The 26,116-nt window shown below is 64.8% G+C and carries 22 protein-coding genes and 2 tRNA genes; 15 read left to right on the top strand and 9 right to left on the bottom strand.

The genetic code is table 11. The features are described from left to right. Positions 1-102 precede the first annotated feature (102 nt). The 5 genes from murJ (at position 103) to EDL96_RS02930 (ending at position 6,431) form a co-directional block, all read left to right on the top strand. Positions 103-1,758, top strand: a complete 1,656-nt coding sequence (murJ, locus tag EDL96_RS02950; RefSeq protein WP_123824333.1) for a murein biosynthesis integral membrane protein MurJ — start codon at positions 103-105, stop codon at positions 1,756-1,758. 136 nt (positions 1,759-1,894) lie between these two features. Then, entirely contained in the window at positions 1,895-3,313 is a 1,419-nt protein-coding gene (locus EDL96_RS02945; protein WP_123824332.1) for a hypothetical protein, read from the top strand. Positions 3,314-3,452: 139 nt separating this feature from the next. Next, entirely contained in the window at positions 3,453-4,544 is a 1,092-nt protein-coding gene (gene trxB / locus EDL96_RS02940) for a thioredoxin-disulfide reductase (RefSeq protein ID WP_123824331.1), read from the top strand. Positions 4,545-4,581: 37 nt separating this feature from the next. Next, a complete protein-coding gene (gene trxA, locus EDL96_RS02935) occupies positions 4,582-4,911 on the top strand; it encodes a thioredoxin (RefSeq protein ID WP_123824330.1) in 330 nt (109 codons plus the stop codon). 302 nt (positions 4,912-5,213) lie between these two features. Further along, a complete protein-coding gene (locus EDL96_RS02930) occupies positions 5,214-6,431 on the top strand; it encodes a peptidoglycan-binding protein (RefSeq protein ID WP_123824329.1) in 1,218 nt (405 codons plus the stop codon). Positions 6,432-6,525: 94 nt separating this feature from the next. Here EDL96_RS02930 and EDL96_RS13605 read toward each other — a convergent pair whose 3' ends face one another. The 8 genes from EDL96_RS13605 to rpmH form a co-directional block, all read right to left on the bottom strand. Beyond that, positions 6,526-7,980, bottom strand: a complete 1,455-nt coding sequence (locus EDL96_RS13605) for a ParB/RepB/Spo0J family partition protein (RefSeq protein WP_233568643.1) — start codon at positions 7,978-7,980, stop codon at positions 6,526-6,528. Positions 7,981-8,722: 742 nt separating this feature from the next. Beyond that, positions 8,723-9,583, bottom strand: coding sequence for a ParA family protein (locus EDL96_RS02920; protein WP_148079885.1), 861 nt, complete (start codon positions 9,581-9,583; stop codon positions 8,723-8,725). Between the two features lie 279 nt (positions 9,584-9,862). Further along, the gene (gene rsmG / locus EDL96_RS02915) at positions 9,863-10,474 is read right to left on the bottom strand and encodes a 16S rRNA (guanine(527)-N(7))-methyltransferase RsmG (protein ID WP_123824497.1); all 612 of its coding nucleotides are present in this window, start codon (positions 10,472-10,474) and stop codon (positions 9,863-9,865) included. 72 nt (positions 10,475-10,546) lie between these two features. Next, positions 10,547-11,050 carry a Jag family protein gene (locus EDL96_RS02910; RefSeq protein WP_233568668.1) on the bottom strand — a complete coding sequence of 168 codons (504 nt, stop codon included), beginning with the start codon at positions 11,048-11,050 and terminating at the stop codon, positions 10,547-10,549. Positions 11,051-11,316: 266 nt separating this feature from the next. Next, positions 11,317-12,348 (bottom strand): membrane protein insertase YidC, encoded by a 1,032-nt coding sequence (gene yidC / locus EDL96_RS02905; protein ID WP_123824327.1) that lies wholly within the window; start codon positions 12,346-12,348, stop codon positions 11,317-11,319. A 14-nt stretch (positions 12,349-12,362) separates the two neighbouring features. Then, positions 12,363-12,896 carry a membrane protein insertion efficiency factor YidD gene (yidD, locus tag EDL96_RS02900; protein ID WP_123824326.1) on the bottom strand — a complete coding sequence of 178 codons (534 nt, stop codon included), beginning with the start codon at positions 12,894-12,896 and terminating at the stop codon, positions 12,363-12,365. Next, positions 12,893-13,270: a ribonuclease P protein component gene (gene rnpA, locus EDL96_RS02895; RefSeq protein WP_123824325.1), complete on the bottom strand. Its 378-nt coding sequence runs from the start codon at positions 13,268-13,270 to the stop codon at positions 12,893-12,895. Before rnpA ends, yidD begins: the two co-directional genes overlap by 4 nt. Positions 13,271-13,368: 98 nt before the next feature. Next, positions 13,369-13,506, bottom strand: coding sequence for a 50S ribosomal protein L34 (gene rpmH, locus EDL96_RS02890; protein WP_123824324.1), 138 nt, complete (start codon positions 13,504-13,506; stop codon positions 13,369-13,371). Between the two features lie 538 nt (positions 13,507-14,044). Here rpmH and dnaA point away from each other — a divergent pair. The 10 genes from dnaA (at position 14,045) to EDL96_RS02845 (ending at position 25,647) form a co-directional block, all read left to right on the top strand. Then, the gene (gene dnaA, locus EDL96_RS02885; RefSeq protein WP_123824323.1) at positions 14,045-15,658 is read left to right on the top strand and encodes a chromosomal replication initiator protein DnaA; all 1,614 of its coding nucleotides are present in this window, start codon (positions 14,045-14,047) and stop codon (positions 15,656-15,658) included. Between the two features lie 644 nt (positions 15,659-16,302). Further along, positions 16,303-17,427, top strand: coding sequence for a DNA polymerase III subunit beta (dnaN, locus tag EDL96_RS02880; RefSeq protein ID WP_123824322.1), 1,125 nt, complete (start codon positions 16,303-16,305; stop codon positions 17,425-17,427). Between the two features lie 51 nt (positions 17,428-17,478). Next, the gene (recF, locus tag EDL96_RS02875) at positions 17,479-18,696 is read left to right on the top strand and encodes a DNA replication/repair protein RecF (protein ID WP_123824321.1); all 1,218 of its coding nucleotides are present in this window, start codon (positions 17,479-17,481) and stop codon (positions 18,694-18,696) included. After that, a complete protein-coding gene (locus tag EDL96_RS02870) occupies positions 18,689-19,312 on the top strand; it encodes a DUF721 domain-containing protein (RefSeq protein ID WP_123824320.1) in 624 nt (207 codons plus the stop codon). Before recF ends, EDL96_RS02870 begins: the two co-directional genes overlap by 8 nt. A gap of 362 nt (positions 19,313-19,674) precedes the next feature. Next, positions 19,675-21,795: a DNA topoisomerase (ATP-hydrolyzing) subunit B gene (gene gyrB / locus EDL96_RS02865; protein ID WP_123824319.1), complete on the top strand. Its 2,121-nt coding sequence runs from the start codon at positions 19,675-19,677 to the stop codon at positions 21,793-21,795. A 115-nt stretch (positions 21,796-21,910) separates the two neighbouring features. Then, complete coding sequence (gyrA, locus tag EDL96_RS02860) at positions 21,911-24,604, top strand: DNA gyrase subunit A (protein WP_123824318.1); 2,694 nt, start codon at positions 21,911-21,913, stop codon at positions 24,602-24,604. Then, positions 24,601-25,218 carry a DUF3566 domain-containing protein gene (locus EDL96_RS02855; protein WP_123824317.1) on the top strand — a complete coding sequence of 206 codons (618 nt, stop codon included), beginning with the start codon at positions 24,601-24,603 and terminating at the stop codon, positions 25,216-25,218. The genes gyrA and EDL96_RS02855 overlap by 4 nt, the downstream gene beginning before the upstream one ends. Before the next feature lie 107 nt (positions 25,219-25,325). Then, positions 25,326-25,399 (top strand) — tRNA-Ile (locus EDL96_RS02850). Between the two features lie 32 nt (positions 25,400-25,431). Continuing rightward, entirely contained in the window at positions 25,432-25,563 is a 132-nt protein-coding gene (locus tag EDL96_RS13600; protein WP_209280899.1) for a DLW-39 family protein, read from the top strand. 11 nt (positions 25,564-25,574) lie between these two features. Then, positions 25,575-25,647, top strand: a tRNA-Ala gene (locus EDL96_RS02845). A gap of 142 nt (positions 25,648-25,789) precedes the next feature. On the opposite strand, the gene EDL96_RS02840 is transcribed toward EDL96_RS02845, so the two are convergent. Then, positions 25,790-26,116, bottom strand: a 327-nt coding sequence (locus tag EDL96_RS02840) for an integrase core domain-containing protein (RefSeq protein ID WP_233568641.1), incomplete at its 5' end; no start/stop codon positions are given.

Below are 26,116 nucleotides of genomic sequence, written 5' to 3'. Positions count from 1 at the left end.
GCGGGGCCGTGACACCCGCACCTACGCATATACCCTGCATGGGGCCGCGTACTCGCGCGGGTTGTTTCACGGACACGCTCAGCAGAACTCTAAGGAACGCGAATGGCACGCTCAGGTGCGGTTTCCAGCGCCATCATGGCTTCGGGAACCCTGGTCTCCCGCATCCTGGGCTTCGTCAAGCTCATGTTGATCGCCGTGGCGATCGGCAGCACCACCGACCCGTCGAACATCTTCAACGCGGCCAACAACCTGCCGAACCTGCTCTACGTGCTGATCGCCGCCGGCGTCTTCAACTCGGTCCTGGTACCGCAGGTCATCAAGGCCTCCAAGAACTCCGACGACGACGGCGCCGACTACATCTCCCGACTCACCACCCTGGCCGTGCTGGCCATGGCCCTGATCACGGTCGTGATTGTGCTGCTGACAGTCCCAATCATGACTGTGATGACTCCCGGCTGGGGGGAGGCTCAGCGGTCCCTGGCCATCACCTTCGCCTCCTTCACGCTGCCGCAGATCTTCTTCTACGGCGTCTACACGGTTATGGGGCAGGTGCTCAACGCCAAGGGCGCCTTCGGTTGGTTCATGTGGGCCCCCGCGCTGAACAACGTCATCGCGATCCTGGGCCTGCTGGTCTTCATCCAGCAGTTCGGGACGTACGCCGAGGCGCAGCATGGCGTGGACACATGGACCAACGGCCAGACCTTCTGGTTGGCGACGATGTCCACCGTGGGCGTGGCCTCGCAGGCCGTTGTGCTGATCTGGCCGCTGCGCCGTTTGGGGCTGGACATCCGGCCCAAGTTCGGGTGGCGGGGCATCGGGCTCTCCCAGGCCGCCAAGCTCTCCGGGTGGACCTTGGTCACCGGCGTCGTGGCCAACCTGGCGTTCCTTGCCCTGGCACGCACCGCCAACATCCCCAACGGGTACACACAGCAGTACCTGGACGCCGATCCGCCTCAGATGATCGCCGGCAACTTCGCCCTGGACACCGCGACCATGCTCTACGCGCTGCCGCACGGTGTGATCGGGCTGTCCATCGCCACGGTGCTGTTCAACACGATGGCCGCGGCCGCCGCGGACAGCAACACCGCGGGCGTGAACGCCGCTCTGTCCAAGGCCTTGCGGTACTCGGGCATCGCCAATGTGTTCTTCATGGCCTGCCTGATCGCCTACGCGGGCCCGCTCGGCATGTTGTTCTCGGGTGGGATCCCTGAATCCGGTGCGGTGATCGGGCAGGTCGTCGTCGTGATCGCGATCGGAGCACCCTTCCTGACCTGCGCGTTCCTGTTCGGGCGTGTCTTCTACGCGCAGGAGGATGCTCGCACTCCGTTCGCCGTACAGCTGTTCATCTCCGTGCTCACCGTGGCGGCCGCGTTCGCGATCCAGCACTGGGTGGCGCCCAACCACATGATCTTTGCGATCGCCGCGTGCTACGCAGGACAGAACATCCTGTCCACCGTGATCTACCACTTCCTGGCCGTGCGCCGGATCGGCGACTACGGACTGGGTGAGGTGTTGGACACCCACGTCCGCTCTTTGGGGGCAGCCGTCGTGGCCGCCGGCCTGGGGACCGGCGTGCTGTGGCTCATGGGTGGTTGGAGCTCCGACGGCTGGCCGTGGAGCAACCTGTTCACCGCGCTGTCCACGCTGGCCGTACTGGGAATCGTCACCGCAGTGGTCTACCTGATCATGCTCAAGATGCTGGGCCTCAAGGAGTTGCCCGAACTGGCGCGGCCGATCCTCGCGCGCCTCAAGCGCTGAGCGCCCCGACCCGTCGGATCGCCGGTCCGGAGGGCACTGTCCCGGGTACACTGCGACAGTCCGCACTACACGTCAGAGTCACTGCCGAAACCCCTCAGGGTCCCCCGCGAGGACACCCAACACTTCAGGAGAACAAGTGCCCCAGCCGATCAGTCTCGGGACCGTTCTGGGCGGTCGTTACAAGGTGCTGGACGAAGTGCTCACGACACCCGAACAGGACCACGTCCTGGGGGGCCAGGACCAGATCCTCGGCCGTGAGGTCACCATTCTTGTTCCCTCGGAACGTCACACGTCCCGCGTCGTCGAGAACGCACGCGCCATGGCCATCGGTGCCGTGGACGCGGATCTGCACATCCTGGACCTGGGCCAGTCGGGCAACACCACCTACCTGGTCACGTCCTTCGCGGCCCCGTCGATCCTGATCGAAGAGCTGCTGGCCGAACCCGGGTCGGTGGACGACGAGACGCTCTCCGACGACATCTTCGGTCGGCCTCGCTCGGCCACCGCGGCGGGCACGTACGTCGTCGACGACGGCGAACCGGAAGCGGAGGGGGAGGAAACCTCCGAGGAGTTCTACGACAACTGGGACGACGACGAGATCGACTCCGCCCCCGCGGCGCCCGAGGTCGAGAAGCACATGGGTCGCGCGCGCCGCGCCCCCGAGTCCTCCACCCGCGCCACGCTGTTCGACCGTGCCGCCGCCGGACGCGGCAGCTCCGCGCAGAAGACCCCGGTGCGGGACACTCACCGCATCGATCCGACCTACGACGGCGACAACCGCTACGACTCCTACGAATACGAGTACACCTCCGGGTCCAAGGGCCGTGCCGCCGGTGCCGCAGCCACCGCGAGCCCGTGGCAGAACGCGAACCGTACGACGGGCCAGCGCTCGTCCTCGAGCACCCGGTCCCGGAAGGAGAGCGGCAACTCCCGTGGAAAGGGCGGCCTGATCGCCCTCCTGCTCGGCTTGTTGGCCGTCCTGGCACTCGGTGCCGCCCTGATCTTCGGCGGCCTCGGCAACCTCTTCACCAACGCCGGCGGCCCGGGCGGGGGCGAATCCGCCTCCCCGGCCGAAAGCGCCACGCAGGAAGTGCCGGTGGCCGAGCCCGCGTCGGCGATCCGGCTGGTCCCGGACAATCCCACGTTCATGGCCGATCAGGACTCCACCCTGAACCAGGTCATTGACGAGGACCCCTCCAGCGCCTGGGTCAGCTACGGCTTCGATTCACCCGACTTCAGCCAGCTCGCGAACTCCGTGAGCCTCGGCGTGCGCTTCGAAGAACCGACCCGGATGCAGCGGGTCTCGATCTCGCAGGAATCGGGTACGGGCGGCTCCTTCACGGTGTACGTGGCCGATGACCCCTCCCTCGAGAACGCCACAGAGGTGGGCAAGGGAACGTTCCAGGGCCAACAGACCACCGTGGAACTCGGTGAGGCGGCCCAGTCGGAGGAACACGAGTACCTCATCGTCGAGTGGACCGAACTGCCCACCCTGACCGAACCGATCGCCGGCTACAACTACGGCCTGCGCATCAGCGACATCACCGTCTCCTGACCCAGGACGCGCTCCTGTGGCCGCCGGTCGGTGACCTTCCGCAACGGAATAGATCGACACCGCGCAGGGTTTGACCCCTTGGAAGCGCGGAAATGCCACCGCGAAACCCTTCGACGAGTACGGAAGAAGGCCTACACCCGTGAGCCCCGACTTCACCCCGGCCCTCAAGCTCGATCTCGGCGCAACGCCTCCCGGTACGGCCGAGTCCGACCAGCAGCAGGTTGCGGACGGAGATTCCACGGTGCATGACGTCGTCATCGTCGGCTCCGGTCCCGCTGGTTACACCGCTGCGATCTACACGGGCCGAGCCAACCTGAAGCCCGTTGTGATCGCCGGGTCGGTCACCGCCGGCGGTGACCTCATGCAGACCACCGAGGTGGAGAACTACCCCGGGTTCACCGACGGCATCATGGGCCCGGAGTTGATGGCCACCATGCAGGCCCAGGCCGAACGGTTCGGTGCCGACGTGCGCTACGAAGACGCGGTCAAGCTCGAGCTGGACGGTGAGGTCAAGAAGATCACCGTGGAAGGCGGCGAGGTCCTCCACGCCAAGACCGTCATCCTGGCCACTGGCTCGGCCTATCGTGAACTGGGCCTGGAGGACGAAAAGCGCCTCTCCGGCCACGGTGTCTCCTGGTGCGCCACGTGTGACGGGTTCTTCTTCAAGGGTCAGAACATCGCGGTGGTCGGCGGTGGCGACTCGGCGATCGAGGAGGCCACGTTCCTGACCAAGTTCGCGGACAAGGTCACCTTGATCCACCGTCGTGACGAGTTCCGCGCGTCGGAAATCATGCAGAAGCGCGCTTTCGATGACCCCAAGATCGAGATCCTGTGGAACAAGCAGGTCATCGGGATTTCCGGCGAGTCCAAGGTTCAGGAACTGAGCCTCGAGGACACCGTCACCGGGGACGTCTCCGCGCTGCCCGTCACGGGCCTGTTCGTCGCCATCGGATCCGATCCTCGAACGGACCTGTTCAAGGACCAGGTCGAACTCACTCCTGAGGGCACGGTTGCCGTGCAGGGCCGTTCCTCCAAGACGACCCTTCCGGGCGTGTTCGCCGCCGGCGACGTCTTGGACCCCACCTATCGCCAGGCGGTCACCGCCGCAGGATCCGGCTGCGTGGCCGCGATCGACGTCGAGCACTACCTGGCCGAGCACTCCGCCCGAGCACAGGATCAGGACCAACTGACCGCGCCCTCGGCGGCGCAGCGTTCTCCGCTTCCGCACTGATCCCGAACTTCCACGTGAACTCCCGAAAGGAACCCTCATGAGCACCACCGACGTGACCACTTCGAACTTCGAGACCGAGGTCCTCAACTCCGACAAGCCCGTGATCGTGGACTTCTGGGCCGAATGGTGCGGGCCCTGCCGCATGGTGGGCCCCGTCCTGGAAGCCATCTCCGACGAACACGCGGACTCCGTCAAGGTCGTCAAGCTGAACGTTGACGAGAACCAGGAGATTGCCGCCAAGTACGGCATCACCTCCATCCCGGCCGTTTATCTCTTCGACGGCGGAGAGGTCCAGAAGCAGAGCATCGGTGCCAAGCCCAAGTCGGCGCTGGAGAAGGAATTCGCCGAATACCTCGGCCAGGCCTGAGACCGGCACCGATCGTCCCGTTCGTCTAGTGCTGCGTAGGTCACCGGAACCGCAACACTTGGATTCCAATACGCGGCACAGATGACACCACGCCCCCGCAGACCCCGACTCCGTGTAGTTTTGCGGGGTCGGGGTCTGGTGTTGGGTGATTCTGTTTTTATAAGCCCACTTATTATTGACGGCAGCTGCCTGGTTCCATCGCCGAGCCTGCTGCCCGCACCCGCACCTTGATTCCGCAAGCCGCCCGCCCACCCGTCACCTCCACCGGTGGCAGAAGCATCCACCACGAGGCACCACGACTCATGTCCGAAGACATCACCAAGCCCCTGCAGTTCGGAACGAAGGATCGTCGCGTCGTAGGACTCAGGGAGCGTCTAATCCGCACGGGGCCTGCCCCGCACGGCTTGGATCCTCGGGACGTGGACGACCCCACAGCATTCGACGACGTCGTCCAGACCACCGTCCGTGGCTTCCAGCAGGCCCGAGGGCTGCTGGTCGACGGCGTGGTCGGCCCCGAGACGGAACGGCGGTTGAACGAAGCGCAGTACACCCTGGGCGATCGACGCCTCCACTGGGATGTCAACGAACCCCTACGAGGCGAGGACGTCGAGCGGCTTCAGGACAACCTGTCCCAGCTCGGTCTCTATTACGGCCATCTCACGGGCACCTTCGACGAGAAGACCCATCACGCGGTGGTCGAGCTGCAGCACAGTCTCGGCCTTCAGGCCACCGGGGCCGTTGACTCCCAAACCATCGCGGCACTGGCCAGGGTCAACAAGAAGATCTCCGATTCCAAGGCGTTCTCCCTTCGCGACTATCACCGGTTGGAGCGCGCCACGGACGCCATTCGTTCCCAACGGGTCGTCCTGGTCCCGGCGATGTTCACGAACAACCCCGTGATCCCCGCCGGCGCTCCGGACAACTACCGAGAGATCGCCGAACGCATCACCGTCGATGTCGCCGTGAGAGCTCACGAACTCTTGAACGAGGTGGGGGCCACGCCGGTCCTCGTTGCGAATCGGCCCGTGGTCGACCGTCGCGGCACCCACATCGACGTGCGGTCCTCCATTGACGAGGCGCTCGGCACCAGCCGCGACGCCGTCGTCGTGGTGCTGGACACGGACTGGAACCGGTCGTCCGCGGCGCACGGAGTGTCGGTGTTCTACTGGGGCGACGACGACCGCGCCAAGGCCACGCTCTCGCCGATCGGTGAACGGGCCGCTGCCCTGACCCTGCGCGAGATCATCGCCCGCACCGGTGCCCTGGACCTGGGCACCCATGGACGGCAGTGGGGAGTGCTGCGCCTCAACAGCGTGCCCACAATTTCGCTGGATCTCGGGTACTTGTCCAACCCCGGTGAGCTTTCCCGACTGGAAGACCCGGAGTTCCGTACGCACATGGCCACGGCCGTCGTCGTCGGACTCCAACGCATGTACCTCCAGGCCTCCGAAGACATGCCGACGGGCACCATGAATGCCGTGGACCTGGCCCGCGAGATCGCCCGTCGGCCGCAGTCCTGAGCAATATGTTTCACGTGAAACGGCCCCGACATCCCGTGAGTTGTCGGGGCCGTTCTCTCGTCTCTGCCCCCTGGCAGAGTGAATGGCTTGCCTGCTACTCCTGGTTCTCCGGCAATCCCTGCGGATCCAGGACCGAAATGATCCGGTTCAGATCCTCGACGGAAGCGAACTCGATGGTCATCCGACCCTTGCGGGCACCCAGATTGATCTTCACGCTGGTGTCCAGCTTGTCGGAGAACGCGTCCGCGATGTAGTCGAGCCGCTCCCTGTGTCGCTCTTGCGTCTGAGCGCTGCGACGAACGGTTGGCTTGCGGCTCTTGGACAGCGTCACAGCTTCTTCAGTAGCTCGAACGGACAGGCCCTCGGCAACAATGCGTTGAGCGAGCCGCCCCATCTCCGCCGGGTCCTCCAAAGCCAAGAGGGCACGAGCATGGCCTGCGGACAGGATGCCGGCGGCCACTCGACGCTGCACCAGAGCTGGGAGCCTCAAAAGCCGCAACGTGTTGCTGATCTGCGGCCGCGATCTCCCGATTCGACGCGACAGCTCCTCCTGAGACGCGCCGAACTCCTCCATCAACTGCTGGTATGCAGCCGCCTCTTCCAGGGGATTCAGCTGTGATCGGTGAAGGTTCTCCAGCAACGCATCGCGCAACAGATCGTCGTCACTGGTTTCACGCACGATCGCGGGGATGCGCTCCAGGCCGGCTCGCTGCGTGGCGCGCCAACGGCGCTCACCCATGACCAGCTCATACGCGGGTCCTTCCGCCTCCCGCGATGGACGTACGACGACGGGCTGAAGGACTCCCAGCTCGCCGATGGAGTAGGCGAGCTCTGCAAGTTCGTCCTCGTCAAACACCTGTCGTGGCTGCTTGCGGTTCGGGTGAATGTCATTGACATCGACTTCCCTGAACGAGGCCCCGGGCACGGTCTGGAGAGATTCCCCATCCTCCGGCCTTGATTCAGCAGACGCTGTGACCGGCCGCTCTCCGGTTTTCGATGTGTCTATGACTGCATTCTCAGGCTGTCCTTGTCCCGTTTCACGTGAAACATTGTCCGTCAACGCACTGGAGTTAACGACTGCGGGGAGGTCAGGAGAGGGATTGTCTACATCTTCACTCTTCGCCGACTCTGTAGCGGATGGTGTGAAGAACATGTCCGAGGGCCGGCGCGACCCCTCGGACCGCGGGGTACCACCGAGGTTCATCCTCGCGCGCATCGCCTCTTGACGCGCTTCGGCGCTCACACTCCGCTTGCGACCGTTCGGCGTTTCACGTGAAACGTCCTCGTTGTCGCTCGACTTCCGCTCGTCGACGCCCCCATCGTTGGCGGAAGCCTTCTTCTCATCATCCTTGGACTTTTGCCCAGGGGACTTGGACTTCGCCTTGGAGCTCGGCTTCTCGGCCTTCGAGCCGGTGCCACCTGCACTTTCCGACTTCCGCTTGGAAGTTCCGCCACCGGCTTTAGCCTTCGACTCAAGGGAGGAGCCTTGACTCTTCTCCTCGGTGGAGGAGTTGGAGTCCGCGTCATTTGATGTCGACTTTTCAAGCACCCCAGTCTCGGGTCGGTCCGACGACCCACCCGTTTCACGTGAAACTTCGGTCGTCTCCGACTGTGGGGTACGTGTGTTCTCAAACGCGACAACATCGTCGTCAGCTGGGGTACTTCCAGGTATCTCATCCGTCGTAGGACCACTCGGAATCAACGCACCCAATCCGCGTCCAAGGCCTCTTCGTCGCTCCGCCACAGTTCGCTCCATTCACATCGACAACTCGGACGATTCTACTTGGGTGGAGAACTCGAACTGGCCCCTTGTCGCCGTTTCACGTGAATCCGTTAGGACATAGCTGCAGTTCAGTAGCAACGCACCAGCCACACAGCCCGCGCTTCTTATACCTCCAGCCACCGCCTACGAAGTCTTAGCTGATGACCCTGACGCAAGCTCCGTCACGCTAGCGGGATGCCATGGGAGATGGAATCTGATGTTTCAGGTGAAACGTGCGCTCCCAGATGATCCGGCAAGCCGAGCCGCAGCCGTCATCCCGCACGTGAATCCATTCACCAACAGACCCCTAGGAACCACCCGTGACCGTCACCAGCGAGCTCTCGGATGCTCAAGACCTTCCTCAAGGAACGACAGCCGAAAAGGTGAACCCTGGTCGTGAGTTCGTCCCAACTCATGTCTACGGATGCCCCCATCCAGGAATCTCGTCAGAAGTGACGGGCAATAGGAAAGGGCACCGTTTCACGTGAAACGGCGCCCTCCTTGGCGACCAACGCAGTCAGTTCAGGTTCTACTGGCTGACCTGCCCACCTCGCATGGCAATTTCAGCTGCCGCCTCCAGGTAGGCCAGGGAGCCCGTCGATTGAGGGTCATATGTGATGACCGACTGCTGGTAGCTCGGTGCTTCAGAAATCCGAACCGAGCGCGGGATCATCGTCTCCAGGACCTTGTCCGGGAAGTGGGTACGAACCTCGTCGGCAACCTGTGACGCCAGGTTCGTGCGGCCGTCGTACATCGTCAACATGATGGTCGAGACGTTGAGCGACGGGTTGAGGTGCTTCTGGATCATGCCGATGTTGTTGAGGAGCTGGCTGAGTCCCTCGAGCGCGTAGTACTCGCACTGGATCGGAATCAGTACTTCGGACGCGGCCACGAAGGCATTGATCGTGAGCAGACCAAGACTGGGAGGGCAATCAATGAAGATGTAGTCAAGCCGCTCCAGGCCGGCCTCTTCACGATCCTTCCTGTACTGAGCGATTGCCCGGGACAACCGCTGTTCGCGGGCCACCATCGAAACCAACTCGATCTCTGCGCCCGCAAGATCAATGGTCGCCGGTGCCACGAACAATCGTTCGCTTTCGGGCGACTCCACAACCGCGTCCTTCAGGGGTAGCTCGTCGACCAACACGTCGTAGACGCTGTTGACCTCCGTGGAGTGGGGGATGCCCAGTGCCGTGGACGCGTTGCCCTGGGGATCGTTGTCGATGACCAACACGTTCTGTCCCTGCTTGGCCATTGCAACAGCCAAGTTCACAGAGGTACTGGTCTTCCCCACGCCGCCCTTCTGGTTGCTGATGGTGAACACGCGGGTGTCAGCCGGGCGCTGGACGTCAAGCTTCTGCAGACGCTGCCGTCGCTGGTTCTCTTCCACGAGCTTCCTCCCGAGCGGGCCGTCTCCCGCACTTCGATGGACTTCGGCGTTGGTGATACCGGGTTCCCGCACGATGGTCCTCGCACGGTCCGGGACGATCCTGTCGGGGGAGGCCACCGGATCGGGTGGTAGTTCGCGGTCGTCCACCCGATGGACGTCGTGCTGCGGCATCGATTGGCCTCCGTTGATTGCCGTGAACGGTCATGGTCGGCCGTAGCAGCATCAGGGCTGCTGGCCGGGCTCCACCCTACCCGCTGTGAATTGAGCCCCCGGAGGTGCTCAGAGGCTCACCCGGACAACGGTTGTCGGTTCGTCGAGCAAGTCCTGACCCACTGTCAGGATCTCGGTCCGATCCGCTTTCCACCGCTTGAGCTTCTTCTGCGCCTTGTCGATCTCCGCCTGGGCCGAGCGACCCTTGAGTGCCAGGAGCTGGCCGTCACCGTCCAGCAGGGGCAGGGTGATGTCCAGGAGTCCGGTCAGGGCCGAGACCGCGCGAGCCGTGACGACGTCCACTCCACCGAGCTGATCGCGCGCCTGCTCGCCGCGGGTGCGCAGGATCTGCACATTGCCCAGCTGGAGGTCCTGTACCACTTCTTCGAGCCAGGTCACCCGACGTTCAAGGGGTTCGATCAGGGTGATCGAGATGTCGGGTCGGGCCAGGGCCAGGCAGAGTCCGGGGAGTCCGGCACCTGAACCGACGTCAGCCACGCGTGCGTCCCGGGGAATCAGGGACTCGACCACTGCACAGTTCAGGACGTGCCGTTCCCACAGACGGGGCACCTCCCGCGGTCCGATCAGGCCGCGAACAATGCCTGAGGACGCCAAGTGCCCCACGTAAGCCCGCGCGAGGTCGAGGTTGTCACCGAAAACCGCCTCCGCGGCCTCCAGCATCTTGCCCTCGAGAATCGGCGGTTCCTGGGGTTCGGGTGCCGGTCGGGAATCGGGGCCGCTGGGCGCCACAGCTCAGCCCTCGACACTGATCACGATGTGTCGGCCCGCGCCTTCGCCTTCGGATTCCGAGTGCAGTCCGGCCTCGGCAACGACGTCGTGGACGATCTTGCGCTCGTAGGGGGACAGCGGGTCCAGGTGAACGGGTTCCCCGGTCGAGCGGGCCTTGTCCACGGCTTCCAGGGCCAGGTCCTTGAGTTTGCCCGCCCGCTGGTTGCGATGGCCTGCAATGTCCAGGACCAGTCGACTCCGGTGCTCGGTGGCGGCGAGCACCGCCAGTCGCACGAGTTCCTGAAGGGAATCGAGCACTTCACCGTCACGGCCCACCAGGATCTCGAGGTCCTCGGAGGTGCCCTCTTCGTTCAGCACCGACAGGTAGGTCCGGCCGTTGCGCACCTCGATGTCGATGTCGCCGTCCAGATCCGCCAGATCCAGTAGTTCTTCGAGGTAGTCCGCAGCGATCTCGCCTTCCTCGACCAGGGGGTCGACGTCGTCGTCCTGGTTCTCGGCTCCGGCCACGTCTGCGGGCGCGGAATCGCGCCCGGAATCGGACTCGGGCCCGTTCTCCGGATCAGCGGGGACGTCGACGCCGGCGGCAACGGCAGCGGCGTCCACTTCCTGACCTGGTTCCAGGTCCTCGACCTCGATCGCCTCACCGGCGGTTTCGTTCTGGTTGTTGCTCACGGGAGCTCCTCGGGAAGTTCGTGGTGGATGCCGGCAGCGGCATTCGGAATGGACCGGGTGCGGCCAGGATCAGCGGCGGTGTGAACCGGGCCGCCGTCGCCCTACTTCTTGCCGGTCGACCCCGATCCGGAAGATCCGGTTCGGTTCGGTGAACCAGGGGCCTTCTTGGTCTGGGCCTTCTGACGCTTCTTGCTCATGGGCTGCTGGCGCTGTCCCGCGGCGGCCTTGGCGCGAGCCTCTTCGAGCTCGGCTTCGTGTTCTTCCTTGGACTTGCCGACGGGGGGCAGGCCCTTGGCGGCACGGCGCTCGTTGAGTTCACGCTCGGCCTGGGAACCGGGGGTGGGGTTGCGGCGGATCATCCAGTACTGCTGGCCCATGGACCACAGGTTGGAGATGGTCCAGTAGATGAGCACACCGATCGGGAAGTTGATGCCGGTCACGGCAAAGATGATCGGGAAGATGTAGATGATCATCTGCTGCTGGCGGTACATGGGCGACTCCTTGGTCGCCTCCGACACGTTCTTGGCCGCCAGCTGCTTCTGGGAGATGAACATGGTCACGGTCATCGCGATCACCAGCAGGATCGCGATGACGACGGTGGCCGTGTGGTTGCCGTCGCCCGGGCTGCGCAGCGTGGAGAACAGCGGGGCACCGAACAGGGTGCTGTCGTAGAACTGGTGGATCATGTCCGAGTTCAGGACCAGGATGCCCTCATCATTCGATGCAGCCTTGGGCACCCCGTTGAGCACCTGGAACAGGCCGAAGAAGATCGGCATCTGAGCCAGGATCGGCAGGCAGGAGGCCAACGGGTTGACGTTGTGCTCCTTGTACAGGGCCATCTGCTCCTGAGCCATGGCCTGGCGGGAGACCTGATCGGTCTTGCCCTTGTACTTGGCCTGCAGCTTGGCCATCTCCGGTTGGATCACCTGCATACCGCGCATCGAGCGGATCTGCTTCATGAACAACGGAATGGTCAGGGTGCGCATGATGAGCGTGAGGCCCACGATGGCCAGCACCCAGGTCCACCCGCTGGCAGGATCCATCCCCACGGCGGTGAACAGCGAGTGGAACAGCCAGAGAACGGCGGAAACGGCCCATTTGAAGGGCCACAAGATCAGATCGAAGAAGTTCATGGGAAGGTCTCTCCTTAGGCCGAGTCCGTCGTACCGGTGGCAGTGCCGGTCCGGGATTCAGCCGGTGACGTCGCGTCACCGTCGGGTGTGCGATGCGCGCCGGCGGCCGGGGCGCATGAGGCCAGGAGTCGTGCTCGGTCCTCGGGGGTGGGATGGTTCAGCAGCATGATGCGGGGCAGGTCCTCCACGGTGTGGAAGGCCCGACCGCCGTCGGGAACTCTGTCGATCCCACCGGCAGCCCAAGGGTGGCAACGCAACAGTCGCCGGACGGTGAGGCCCAAGCCGCGTACCGCTCCGTGCCGGGTGACGGACTCCAGGCCGTACGCCGAACACGTGGGGAAGTGTTTGCAGACGTCCCCGTAAAGCGGCGAAACCAGGGCCCGGTAGATCTTGAGGCCCGCGATCAGCAGATTCTGGGGCAGGAGCCACAGAACCTGCAGGGCCGTGTTCGGGTGCACGTATTCGGACGGTGCGGCGTCGAAGAGTTCCTGGGAGGTCTTCCGGTTCGCGGAATCTTGCGCGACTCCGGGGTCCACGTTCTCGGTCATGAGTGGGCTCCCGTCAGGGAATCCGCGCTGCCCCCGGCTTTGACCCTGGCCTTCGACCAGGCCGAGTTCCAGTCCGCGGCCAGTTCGTGGAACGTTGCCTCCGCCGCCGGAGGGAGGGCCCTGACGACGACGTCGCATCCGGTCGGTCGTGATCGGACGCTGTCCTCCACCAAGGCCCGGAGCCGACGCTTGACCCGGTTGCGGGTCACCGCGTTGCCGATCGCCTTGGACACGACGAACCCGGCGCGGACCGGTTGGTCCGGGCCGGTGGGACGTACGTAGACGACAACGTTCCGGCGACCCTGACGGGCCCCGGAACGTGTGGTCGCTGCAAAGAGCGTGGACGTGCGCATCCTGTGTTGTGACGGAAGCACGCACTCACCCCTTGCGGATTGTGGTCGTTGACCGCCCGTCCAGACCCCCGGTTCCGTGAGGCCCCAGAGGTCAGGGCGCTGCGGTCGCGCGAACGATCTCAGGCAGAGAGGGAGGCGCGGCCCTTGGAACGGCGGGCCGACAGGATGGCGCGGCCGGCGCGGGTGCGCATGCGGGCACGGAAGCCGTGCTTCTTGGCGCGGCGGCGGTTGTTCGGCTGGAAAGTGCGCTTGCTCATTGTGAATCTCCCGAAAAAGGAAGGGCGGAACGGTTCATGTCGAGCGGGGCACGCAGCCGATTCAAGGGCGCGCGACGACCCGCTCAGTACGTGAGCCGGTCCACCTTTGCGGTGGTCATTGGGGTGTGTCCTGGACGACCGTGGATCACGAATGTACGGGCGCAATGCAGACACAAGACTGGCCAAGTCTAGGCAGGGTGAGACATCCGGTCAACTGCGCGTGAGCGAGATCGCGCGGCTGTCGGCTGATGTTCTTCCGGTTGCCCACAACTGTGCACGGTCTCGAAAAAATCTTGTGGAAAACCTCGACCCGCCGCTTCCCAGTGACGGCGCGCGAGCAGGCGTGTAACTACAGAAGTGTAGTTCCCCGGCGGCCCGAAAACTCACTATGAGCACCGACGACGGGTGCTCTAGGCTGACGTTCGCGCCCCACCCCCAGCGCGATATCCACCGTTGTGAACAAGTCTGTGGAAATCGGGGGACCGTCCGGCCGACCAGTCCGGTGACCGCCCCCGAGAGATTCCCGGAGCCCGCAGCAGTGAGTCTTCAGCAGAACCAAGTGCTCGACACGCAGTGGGCACAGTGCCTGGAAACTCTCACCGCGGATCCCTCCATCAGCCCCCGCCACCGTGGCTTCCTGAGCCTGGCCCAGCCGCGCGGCCTGATGGGATCCACCCTGTTGGTGGCGGTGCCCAACGAGCTGACTCGGGAAGTCTTCCAATCGACCATCGCGGCGGCCATCAACAATGCCGTGACCCAGGCCTTCGGGGCGGACACCCTCATGGCGGTCGTGGTCGACACGGAACTCGACAAGGTCGAACAACCCCAGGCTGCCGGAGTCGGCGGTACCGGTGATCAGGAACGGTCAGATCACGCGACGTCAGGGAACTCCGAGAACACCCTGCCGCCGCTCGAGGAGTTGGAAGCCGAACGCGGATCATCGGGGCCCGAGCCGCTGCGTGACTCACAGCCCCTCGTCGTCGACTACGGCGCAACCGAGCCGGTGGAGCCCGAACCCGTCTCGTCCAACGGGACAGTGCCGCACGCCGATGCCACAGCAGTTGCTCGTGAGGACCACGGCACGGCCACGGCCGAGACCACCGAATGGAACTCCTCCGCGCGGCTAAACCCCAAGTACATCTTCGAGTCCTTCGTGATCGGCCAGTCGAACCGATTCGCTCACGCCGCCGCGTTTGCCGTGGCCGAAACCCCGGCGAAGGCCTACAACCCGCTGTTCATCTACGGCGATTCCGGGCTGGGCAAGACGCACCTGCTCCACGCGATCGGCCATTACGGCAAGCGCCTCTACCCGGAGATGCGCGTGCGCTACGTGAACTCGGAAGAGTTCACCAATGACTTCATCAACTCCATCCGCGACGACGAGGGCTCCTCCTTCAAGGAGATCTACCGCAACGTGGACATGCTGCTGATCGACGACATCCAGTTCCTGGCCGGCAAGGAGCACACGCAGGAGGAGTTCTTCCACACGTTCAACTCCCTGCACAACCACGAGAAGCAGATCGTGATCACCTCCGACATGCCGCCCAAGCAGCTCACGGGCTTCGCGGACCGGATGCGGTCGCGCTTCGAGTGGGGTCTGATCACGGACGTTCAGCCGCCCGAGTTGGAAACCCGCATCGCCATTCTGCGCAAGAAGGCGGACGCGGACGGCATGAAGGCCTCTCCGGAAGTCCTGGAGTACATCGCCTCTCACATCTCGACCAACATCCGGGAGCTCGAGGGTGCGTTGATCCGCGTGACCGCATTCGCCTCGCTGAACAAGCAGGAGGTGGACCTCCCGCTCGCGGAGTTGGTGCTCAAGGACCTGATCACGGACGACGACGGCGGGGAGATCACCGCGGCCACGATCCTGGGGCAGACCGCTGCCTACTTCGACATCTCCTTGGACGAGCTCAAGTCCAAGTCACGGACCAGGACCCTGGTCACCGCCCGTCAGATCGCCATGTACCTGTTGCGCGAGCTCACGGACATGTCACTGCCCAAGATCGGTCAGGAACTGGGCGGCCGCGACCACACCACGGTCATGCACGCAGACCGCAAGATCCGCACCTTGATGGCGGAGCGGCGTCAGATCTTCAACCAGGTCACCGAACTGACCAACCGCATCAAGCAGCAACAGCGCACGGGCTGACACTTCTCTCCACCGCCAGGCTCTTCACCGGTCACTGCCGAACGTGCCACCGGTGAACCAGCCGGCGATCACTCCAGGGGCTACCTCGAATGAGGCGGCCCCTGACTTTTCCACAGGGTGCGGCCCGCATCGACAAGGCCGGATCGTTTTGTAATCACAAGATTTGGTGCGGTGTGGACGTCCTGTGCACGGTGGAGAATCACCACCTGTGGACAACTCTGTGGAGAACAGCTTCTTCGGACTGGACAACTTCGGGCTGCGGGTGGACGACGTGTGGAGATCCGCGGAATGACAAGGATGTTCTTCCACGGAGAGGGATTCGTTCCGTGGATCCAGGACCACAGGAAACCCACAGGTCGATCGTTGAGCTGGGGCCCTCAGACATGGTTTTCCACATCTTCCACAGGGGTTATTAACACTCCTACCCATCTTCTTCTCTTCTCCGAACAACGTTCGAGGGATCTGACCCGGCACGTGTAATTACAAGCTCTCCACGATCGATGAGTTCTGTCCCCACCCAGATCATCTGACGCTGGCACGCAGGTGCACACCGGATGGATTACCTGGAGCGACGCCGATAGCATGCTGTCGTCGTGTGTTCGGTCCCGGACCGCGCGGCATTGCGAATGAAAGGCTGCCAACCCGTGAAGTTCTCCGTGGAACGTGACGTCCTGGCTGAGGCTGTGACCTGGACAGCTCGATCGTTGTCCCCCAGGCCTCCGGTCCCGGTGCTCTCCGGTCTGCTGCTCAAGGCGGAAGCCGGGCAGGTTTCTCTGGCGGGCTTCGACTACGAGATCTCTTCGCGGGTGTCCATCGATGCCGAGATCCAGGAGGAAGGGACCACCTTGGTCTCCGGTCGCCTTCTGGCCGACATCTGCAGATCCCTGCCCTCCGCTCCGGTCGACGTCGTCGCCGAGGATGGGAAACTGACCCTGACCTGCCGGTCCTCACGGTTCAACCTGGCAGCCATGCCCGTCGAGGAATACCCGGAACTGCCCGGACTCCCGGAGGTTTCCGGTGTGGTGGACGGCGCCGAGTTCGCACAGGCCGTTGCCCAGGTCAACATCGCGGCGTCCAAGGACGACACCCTGCCGATCCTGACCGGTGTTCGGGTGGAGATCGACGGCGAACGGATGACCCTGCTGGCCACGGACCGTTACCGCCTGGCCATGCGCGAGCTCACCTGGCGTCCCGGCAGCTCGTCGCTGCAGACCTCGGCGTTGGTCAAGGCCAAAACGCTCAACGACATCGCCAAGACCCTCGGCCCCGCGGGTGACCTGAACATTGCCCTCTCCGATTCAGCGGAACTGGTGGGCTTCGAATCCGGTGGCCGCCGGACCACGTCCCTATTGATCGACGGCGAATACCCCAAGATCCGCTCCCTGTTCCCGGAATCCACTCCGATCACGGCCTCCGTGAAGACCTCTGAGCTGGTCGAAGCCGTACGTCGTGTGTCCCTGGTCGCGGAGCGCAACACCCCGGTACGGCTGGCCTTCACCGAAGGACAGGTGGCACTGGACGCCGGCACCGGGGAGGACGCCCAGGCTTCCGAGATCATCGAGGCCAACCTTCAGGGCGACGACATCACGGTGGCCTTCAACCCCACCTACCTCTCCGAGGGCCTGCACGCTTTCGGCTCCGAGTACGTGCGGTTCTCCTTCACGGCACCGCCCAAGCCGGCTGTTCTCTCCGCCCAGGAGGAATCCGACGGCGAGGACCGCGACGACTACCGGTACCTCCTGATGCCGGTCCGCCTGCCCAACTCCTGATGTCCGCAGGGGCGGTCGGAGAACTCGCCCTCTCACCCAGCGGGGGTCGCCGTGCATCTTGAGAGCCTGTCTCTGGTGGATTTCCGCACCTACGCGGCTCTTGACCTTGCCCTGGGCCCCGGGATCACCGTGTTCCTGGGCTCCAACGGGGTCGGCAAGACCAACATCGTGGAGGCCGTGGACTTCACGGCGACCCTGGGCTCCCACCGGGTGTCCTCGACGGCACCGCTGATCCGGATGGGTGCCGAGCGCGCCGTCATTCGTGCCGGGGTCCGACGCGCGGGCCATCGCACCACGCTGGAGTTCGCCCTGGAGAACGGGAAGGCCAACACCGTTCGGATCAACCGCGGGTCCGCAACGCGAGCGCGGGAGGCGCTGGGAACCGTGCACACGGTGCTGTTCTCCCCCGAGGACCTGGCGTTGATCAAGGGCGATCCCTCCAACCGGCGCCAGTTCCTGGACGAGCTGGCCACATCCATGCGTCCCGTTCTGGCGGGAGTGCGCGCCGACTACGACAAGACCGTCAAGCAGCGCAACGCCCTGTTGAAATCCGCCCGTGCCGCCGGCCGGGTGACCGACGCGCACCTGGCGACCTTGTCCGTCTGGAACGAGCAGTTGGCAACCTCCGGGGCGCAGTTGTTGCACGCCCGGCTCCAGCTCGTGAAAGCGCTGGAGCCGGAGGTCCACCGAGCCTACGCCCAATTGACCGACGGTCCTCGGTTCCCGTCCCTGCGCTACCGGTCCTCCGTCCTGCCTGCGGAGGCCGAGGGACGGGTCGCGGATCTGGAGCACTTCTCCGTGGCCGACCTCCGACACCTGATCCTCGAAGCCTGCGAGCGGATGCAGAGCAAGGAAGTCGACCGGGCCATGTCCCTGGTGGGCCCGCATCGTGACGAACTCGAGCTCAATCTGGGTGACTTCCCCGCCAGGGGCTATGCCTCCCACGGCGAGATGTGGTCCTATGCGCTCGCCCTGCGCCTGGGGTCCTGGTACGTGCACCTGGACGACGACCGCAGCGAAGGTGCCTCACCCATCCTGATCCTGGACGACGTGTTCGCCGAGCTGGACGCGCGCCGTCGCGACCGTCTGGCCGAGGCGGTCTCCGGTGCCGAACAGGTGCTGGTCACCGCGGCCGTGGCCGACGACGTGCCCAGCGCCCTGCGGGACGCGCAGGGCAACGAGGCGATCAGAGTGATTGCCGTGTCACCGGGGAGGGTGGAAACGGCCGAGGAAACGGCGAGGGAGACGGCCGAGGGCAGCGATGAGTGAGCAGCCCGAGGATGATCCGAACGGTGAGCTCAACGTGGTGCGCATCAGCGACGAGGTCGACGCGGCGGCCGCGGCGCTGACCCGGGTCCGCTTCGCGGCGGAATCCCGCGGGCAGGGGCGGCTGTACGGTGCGGCGGCCAAGGCCAATCTGCGGAACTTCGCCGCCGCCATGGATTCGCGGACCGCCAGCCCGGTGCGCAAGCGCGAGGAACAGACCGACCCCCGGCAACTCGGCGGGTACTCGGGTGCCGGTGTGTCCGCTCGGGACCCGCAGGGCGTCGGGTCCGTCATGCAGCGATTCGTGTCCGGACGGGGCTGGCGCACACCGGTTGCGGTGGGCTCGGTCATGAACATGTGGCCCAAGATCGTGGGTCCGTACATCGCCGAACACTGCGTGCCGGAGGCCTTCGAGGACACCGTGCTCAAGATCCGGTGCTCCTCCACGGCGCAGGCCACGAACCTGCGCATGTTGGAGTCCCAGGTGCTGAAGAGCATCGAGACGGAGCTCGGTACGGGGATCGTGACCCGCCTGGAGATCCACGGACCGGTGGCACCGAACTGGAAGCGCGGCCCCAGGACCGTGCGTGGTCGTGGACCGAGGGACACCTACGGATGATTCGGTGAACGACGTCCCGGTGGTCCGAACCGTGGAACGCTGACAGACCGCCTCGGGGCCTGGTGGATGACAAGGGGCACATCTCCCTGCCTCCCAGTGGCTCCTACCGACTGTTTTTGCCCGATGGGGGCCACTTTCACTCTGAATCGACGCCCGTGTGCGCGCGTTTCCGGTAAGATGTCACACAGACAAACACCCAGCGCATCGCGCACGCGGAGGCTCCGCCCGATGGTCGAGCATCCCGTGCGATTTTTGTGCCGCCCGGAGCGCCGTGACGAACCGGACGTCGAGCATCGACGTCGTCGAACGTAGGCCGTCGCGCCCGCGGAACCCGGGTGAGAACCAGGAGGAACCTAGAGCTCGTGGCAGATCAGCAGAGCCCGAACAGCGGCTACGGCGCCAGTGACATCACCGTTCTGGAAGGCCTGGAAGCGGTTCGCAAGCGTCCTGGCATGTACATCGGATCCACGGGCCCGCGGGGCCTGCACCACTTGGTGTACGAGGTCATCGACAACTCGGTGGACGAGGCCCTGGCGGGCTACTGCGACCACATCGAGGTCGTGCTCCAGAGCGACGGCGGAGTGCGGGTCACGGACAACGGCCGTGGCATCCCGGTGGACCTGCACCCCACGGAGGGCAAGCCCACCGTGGAGGTGGTCATGACCATCCTGCACGCTGGCGGAAAGTTCGGCGGCAGCGGGTACGCGGTCTCCGGCGGTCTGCACGGCGTGGGCATCTCCGTGGTCAACGCCCTGTCCGCGCGGGTGGACACCGAGGTCCGCCGGCAGGGTTACGCCTGGCGCATGAGCTTTGCCAACGGCGGCGTGCCGCAGGGTGAACTGGTCCAGGGTGAGGAGACGGAGGCCACCGGTACCTCCCAGACGTTCTGGCCGGATCCCGAGATCTTCGAGACCGTCGAGTTCGACTTCGAGACCCTCCGGGCCAGGTTCCAGCAGATGGCCTTCCTCAACAAGGGCCTGCGCATCACCCTGACCGACGAGCGTTCCCTGGACGACTCCGGTGACGAGGTCGCCGGGGAGAAGCGCGTGGAGATCACGGGCGACGACGCCGTCGACGGTGCCGCTTCCGAGGGCGAAGCTGGCCAGGACGTGACCGCCAAGGAGGGCGACTCCGCCAAGGCGGAGGTGCTCAACAAGGTGGGCGTCACGGAGGACGGGCACCGCAAGGTGGTCTACCAGTACGACCTGGGTCTGCTGGACTACGTCACGTTCATCAACGACGGCAAGAAGGCCGATCGCGTGCACGACGACGTCATCGCCTTCGAAACCGAGGACGAGGGGCGACAGCTCTCGCTCGAGATCGCGATGCAGTGGACCACGGCCTACAGCGAGTCCGTGCACACCTATGCGAACACGATCAACACGCACGAGGGTGGCACCCACGAAGAGGGCTTCCGCACCGCGCTGACCACGCTGATCAACCGCAAGGCGCGGGAGTTCAAGCTGCTGCGGGACAAGGACGACAACCTCACCGGCGACGACGTGCGCGAGGGACTGACCGCGGTGATCTCCGTGAAGCTCGGTGAGCCGCAGTTCGAGGGCCAGACCAAGACCAAGCTGGGCAACTCCGAGGCCAAGCCGTTCGTGCAGCGTGTGGTCAACGACGAGTTCGGTGACTGGCTGGAGCGCAACCCGCAGGCCGGCAAGGACATCATCCGCAAGGCCATCAGCGCGTCCCAGGCGCGGCTGGCCGCTCGCAAGGCGCGGGAGACCACCCGTCGCAAGGGTCTGCTGGAGTCCGGCGGCATGCCCGGCAAGCTCAAGGACTGCTCCTCCAAGGATCCCTCCCGCTCGGAGATCTACCTGGTGGAGGGTGACTCCGCGGGTGGTTCGGCCGTGCAGGGCCGCGATCCCGCACACCAGGCGATTCTTCCGCTGCGCGGCAAGATCCTGAACGTGGAGCGTGCGCGCCTGGACCGGGCGCTGTCCAATGCCGAGGTGCAGTCCATGATCACGGCCTTCGGGTCGGGGATCGGCGACGACTTCGACATCGAGAAGGCGCGGTACCACAAGATCGTGCTCATGGCCGATGCCGACGTGGACGGTCAGCACATCACCACGTTGCTGCTGACCCTGCTGTTCCGCTTCATGCGGCCGCTGATCGAGCACGGTTACGTGTACCTGGCGCAGCCGCCGCTGTACCGGCTCAAGTGGTCCAACGCCCCGCACGACTACGTGTTCTCCGACGCGGAACGCGACGAGGCGCTCAAGAAGGGCTACGCCAACAACCAGCGTCTGCCCAAGGACAACGGGATCCAGCGCTACAAGGGCCTGGGCGAGATGTCCTACACCGAGCTGTGGGAGACCACGATGGATCCGGAGACCCGCACGCTGCTGCAGGTGACCATGGAGGACGCGGCCGCCGCCGAGCAGGTCTTCTCCGTGCTGATGGGCGAGGACGTCGAGTCCCGCAAGGAATTCATCCAGAAGAACGCCAAGGACATCCGCTTCCTAGACATCTGATCGTTCATGTTGGTTCCGGCATACACACTGGTGAGAGCCGGCACACGAGATCAAATAAGGACGTCGGAGCGACGTCCCGGGAAGAAGTAGTCAGACAAGGACGGAAACGGCACGAATGAGTGACGAGACTCAGGCAACGCCCCAGGACCCCACGCCGGGCGACCAGACCGGCACGGAGGTCGAGGCGACCACGGTGGACGGCGCGGTCATCACCGAGCGCGTCGAGCAGGTGGACCTGCAGACCGAGATGCAGCGGTCCTACCTGGACTACGCCATGGCGGTCATCGTGGGCCGCGCCCTCCCGGATGTCCGGGACGGGCTCAAGCCCGTGCACCGCCGCGTGATCTACACGATGTACGACGGCGGGTTCCGCCCGGACCGCGCGTTCAACAAGTGCGCTCGCGTGGTGGGCGACGTGATGGGTCACTACCACCCGCACGGTGACTCGGCGATCTACGACGCCCTGGTGCGTCTGATCCAGCAGTGGGTCATGCGCTATCCGCTGGCCCTGGGTCAGGGCAACTTCGGTTCCCCGGGCAACGACGGCGCAGCCGCCCCGCGGTACACCGAGACCAAGATGGCGCCGTTGGCCATGGAGATGGTCCGGGACATACACGAGGAAACCGTGGATTTCCAGGACAACTATGACGGCAAGAACCAGGAGCCCGTGGTCCTGCCGGCCAGGTTCCCGAACCTCTTGGCCAACGGGTCCTCCGGCATCGCCGTCGGCATGGCCACCAACATCCCGCCGCACAACCTGCGGGAACTGGCCGACGGTGTGCAGTGGGCGCTGCAGAACCCGGAGGCCTCCCGGGAGGAACTGCTGGAGGCGCTGCTCAAGCGCATCAAGGGTCCGGACTTCCCCACCGGGGCGCAGATCCTGGGTCACAAGGGCATCGAGGACGCGTACCGGACCGGCCGTGGCTCCATCAAGATGCGCGCCGTGGTCAACGTGGAGGAGATCCACGGACGCACGTGCCTGGTGGTCACCGAGCTGCCGTACATGGTCAACCCGGACAACCTGGCCGTGAAGATCGCCGACCTGGTCAAGGAAGGCAAGATCCCGGGCATCGCGGACATGCGCGACGAGACCTCGGGCCGCACGGGCCAGCGTCTGGTGATCGTGCTCAAGCGGGACGCGATCCCCAAGGTGGTGCTGAACAACCTCTACAAGCACACCCAGCTGCAGGAGAACTTCTCCGCCAACATGCTGGCGCTGGTGGACGGCGTTCCGCGCACCCTGTCCCTGGACGCCTTCATCCGGCACTGGGTCAAGCACCAGATCGAGGTCATCGTCCGGCGTACGCAGTACCGCCTGCGTCAGGCCCAGGAAGAGGCCCACATCCTGCGCGGCCTGCTCAAGGCGCTCGACGCCCTGGACGAGGTCATTGCCCTGATCCGTCGCTCGCCCACTCCGGACGAGGCCCGCACCGGGTTGATGGAGCTGCTGGACATCGACGAGGAACAGGCTCAGGCCATCCTCAACATGCAGCTGCGTCGCTTGGCGGCCCTGGAGCGGCAGAAGATCCAGGACCGTTTTGCGGAGCTGGAAGAGATGATCCGTAATTACGAGGCGATCCTGGCCTCCGAGGAACGTCAGCGGCAGATCATCTCTGAGGAACTGCAGGAGATCGTCCAGCGCTACGGGGACGATCGTCGCACCGAGATCCTCATGGGCTACGACGGCGACATGTCCGTCGAGGACCTGATCCCGGAGGAAGACGTCGTCGTGACCATCACCCGCGGTGGGTACGTCAAGCGCACCCGATCGGACGAGTACCGGGCCCAGCGCCGCGGTGGCAAGGGTGTTCGCGGTGCCACGCTGCGCGGCGACGACGTGGTGGAGCACTTCTTCACCACCACCACGCACCGCTGGATCCTGTTCTTCACCAACTTCGGCCGGGTGTACCGCACCAAGGCCTATGAGTTGCAGGAGGCCGGACGCGATGCCAAGGGTCAGCACGTGGCCAACGTGATGGCCTTCCAGCCGGACGAGCACATCGCGCAGGTCATGGAGCTGCAGAGCTACCAGGACGCCCCGTACCTGGTGCTGGCCACCCGCCGGGGCCTGGTCAAGAAGACCCGCCTGGAGGACTACGACACCAACCGGTCCGCCGGCGTGATCGCGATCAACCTGCGCGACGGTGACGAGCTGGTCTCCGCCAAGCTGGTCTCCACGGACGATGACATGCTGTTGGTCTCCCGCAACGGCCAGTCCTTGCGCTTCAACGCGACCGACGAGGCCCTGCGGCCCATGGGGCGTGCGACCTCCGGAGTGACCGGCATGAAGTTCCGCGAGGACGACGAGCTGCTGGCGGCCCAGGTGGTCCGCGACAACACGGAGAGCTTCGTGTTCGTGGTGACCGAAGGCGGTTACGCCAAGCGCACGGTGGTGGACCAGTACCGCGTGCAGAACCGCGGTGGCCTGGGCATCAAGGTGGCCAAGCTCGACGACGACCGCGGCAAGCTGGCCGGCGCGCTGATCGTGGGCGCGAACGACGAGGTCATGGTGGTCATGTCCTCCGGCAAGGTGGTTCGCTCCGCCGTGTCCGAGGTCCCCGCCAAGGGCCGCGACACCATGGGCGTGATCTTCGCCAAGCCCGCGCCCAAGGACTCCATCGTGGGTGTTGCCTGGAACGCAGATCGGCACATCGAGGAAGAGGTCGAAGCGGAGGCCGGAGAGGGCGCCGTCGTCGACGGTGGAGCCGCTGGTGAGGCCGAAACCCAGGCGACGGATGACGCCGTGGCACCATCTGCCGAAGCGGATGACGTAACGTTGGACGAAGGAAACCACGGAGGTGACGCATGAGCCCGAAGGCACGTTCGAGCACGAGCGGTCGAACCACACCCAAGTCGACCTCGGGTGCCAAGGCCGGATCGGCCTCGGGTAGTTCTTCGTCTGGTCAGGGGCCCGCGGGCGCCGGAACCAAGGTTGCGGACAAGAACCAGGGCAAGTCGCTGAGCAAGGCTCTGGGCAGGGGCTCCGGGGACGGCGACAAGTCCGGCAAGGCGGCCAACCGGCCGTCCACGAAGGGCCTGGTTCGCCCGGCACCGCGCGCCAAGGTGCGCCGCGCTCGCCTGGTGGTCTCCAAGGTGGACACCTGGTCCGTGCTGAAGCTGGCGTTCCTGCTGTCCGTGGCGCTGGGCATCATCACGCTGGTGGCCGCAGTGCTGCTGTGGATCCTCATGGACATCACGGGCCTGTTCAACGGCATCAACGAGCTCATGAGAATGCTGGCCGGGCCGGAGGGCTCCACGGACATCCGTGAGGTGGTCTCGCTGGGGCAGGTGGCGGTGGTCGCCACCGTGTTCGCGGTGATCAACGTGATCCTGTTGACGCTGCTGTCCGTGTTGGGCGCGGTGCTCTACAACTTGGCCGCCGGGCTGATCGGCGGAATCGGTCTTACCCTGACCGACGACTGAGCATGCTCGATTCCGACCCCCGCCCGGGTTTGTGGGGGTTGGCGCCCATCGTGTAATGTCTTCTCTCGGTCCAAGCCCCAGGACAGTAGTTCTGGTCCAGGACCCACGGGCGTATAGCTCAGACGGTTAGAGCGCTTCGCTGATAACGAAGAGGTCCCAGGTTCAATTCCTGGTACGCCCACGGAATCGATGTCCAGGACGGAGGTTCGCAACGTGAAGAAGATCCTTCTCACCGCTGCGGTCATCGTCACGGGCGCGATTGCCGCCGGAGTCGCCAACCAGCGATTCCAGGAGCAGGAAGCCGACCGCCAAGCGTGGCGAGAGGTGACCGACCCGGTCGAGTAGCACTCGACCACGGGGGCATGGCGCAATTGGTAGCGCATCTGCTTTGCAAGCAGAGGGTTAGGGGTTCGAGTCCCCTTGCCTCCACAAATGTGATGAGTCGAGTCATCGTTCATGGTGTTCAGACCCCAGTAGCCCTTGGTGGGGTTGATGTCGTGTTCGGAGAGGATCTCGCCGGTGGCGGTGGCTAGGACGGGGGCGTGAGGAACGAACTGATGACAGATTCGGTTTAGGCCGCGAGTGTGAGCGGCTCGGTTAGTTTTGCTTCGAACTCGATGGGCGTCGACCCGCCGAGCGTGTCCTGCGCTCGCTGCCGGTGATACTTCCGCCCGATCCAGACCACGATGGCCAGACGCAGCTCCTGGCGTGTGGCCCACCGTTGCTGGTTCAGGACGTTCGTCTGCAGCAGTGACCAGAACGATTCCATGGCGGCGTTATCTCCGGCTGCGCCGACGCGTCCCATTGGGCCGACCATGTCGTGGTGGCGCAGTTCCCGGGCCATCGCCCGTGAACGAAATTGACTTCCCCTATCAGCGTGCAGGATGCACCCGGCGAC

Origin of the sequence: Kocuria soli (genome assembly GCF_003797835.1) — a bacterium.
Taxonomy (GTDB): domain Bacteria; phylum Actinomycetota; class Actinomycetes; order Actinomycetales; family Micrococcaceae; genus Kocuria; species Kocuria soli.
This window is presented reverse-complemented; position numbering and strand designations above follow the sequence as displayed.

Bases quoted from the DNA above. Each gene is read 5' to 3' on its own strand.
- murJ (WP_123824333.1), top strand. From the start codon at position 103: ATGGCACGCTCAGGTGCGGTTTCCAGCGCCATCATGGCTTCGGGAACC.
- trxA (WP_123824330.1), top strand. From the start codon at position 4,582: ATGAGCACCACCGACGTGACCACTTCGAACTTCGAGACCGAGGTCCTC.
- EDL96_RS02930 (WP_123824329.1), top strand. From the start codon at position 5,214: ATGTCCGAAGACATCACCAAGCCCCTGCAGTTCGGAACGAAGGATCGT.
- rsmG (WP_123824497.1), bottom strand. From the start codon at position 10,474: ATGCTGGAGGCCGCGGAGGCGGTTTTCGGTGACAACCTCGACCTCGCG.
- yidC (WP_123824327.1), bottom strand. From the start codon at position 12,348: ATGAACTTCTTCGATCTGATCTTGTGGCCCTTCAAATGGGCCGTTTCC.
- yidD (WP_123824326.1), bottom strand. From the start codon at position 12,896: ATGACCGAGAACGTGGACCCCGGAGTCGCGCAAGATTCCGCGAACCGG.
- rpmH (WP_123824324.1), bottom strand. From the start codon at position 13,506: ATGAGCAAGCGCACTTTCCAGCCGAACAACCGCCGCCGCGCCAAGAAG.
- EDL96_RS02870 (WP_123824320.1), top strand. From the start codon at position 18,689: ATGAGTGAGCAGCCCGAGGATGATCCGAACGGTGAGCTCAACGTGGTG.
- gyrA (WP_123824318.1), top strand. From the start codon at position 21,911: ATGAGTGACGAGACTCAGGCAACGCCCCAGGACCCCACGCCGGGCGAC.
- EDL96_RS02855 (WP_123824317.1), top strand. From the start codon at position 24,601: ATGAGCCCGAAGGCACGTTCGAGCACGAGCGGTCGAACCACACCCAAG.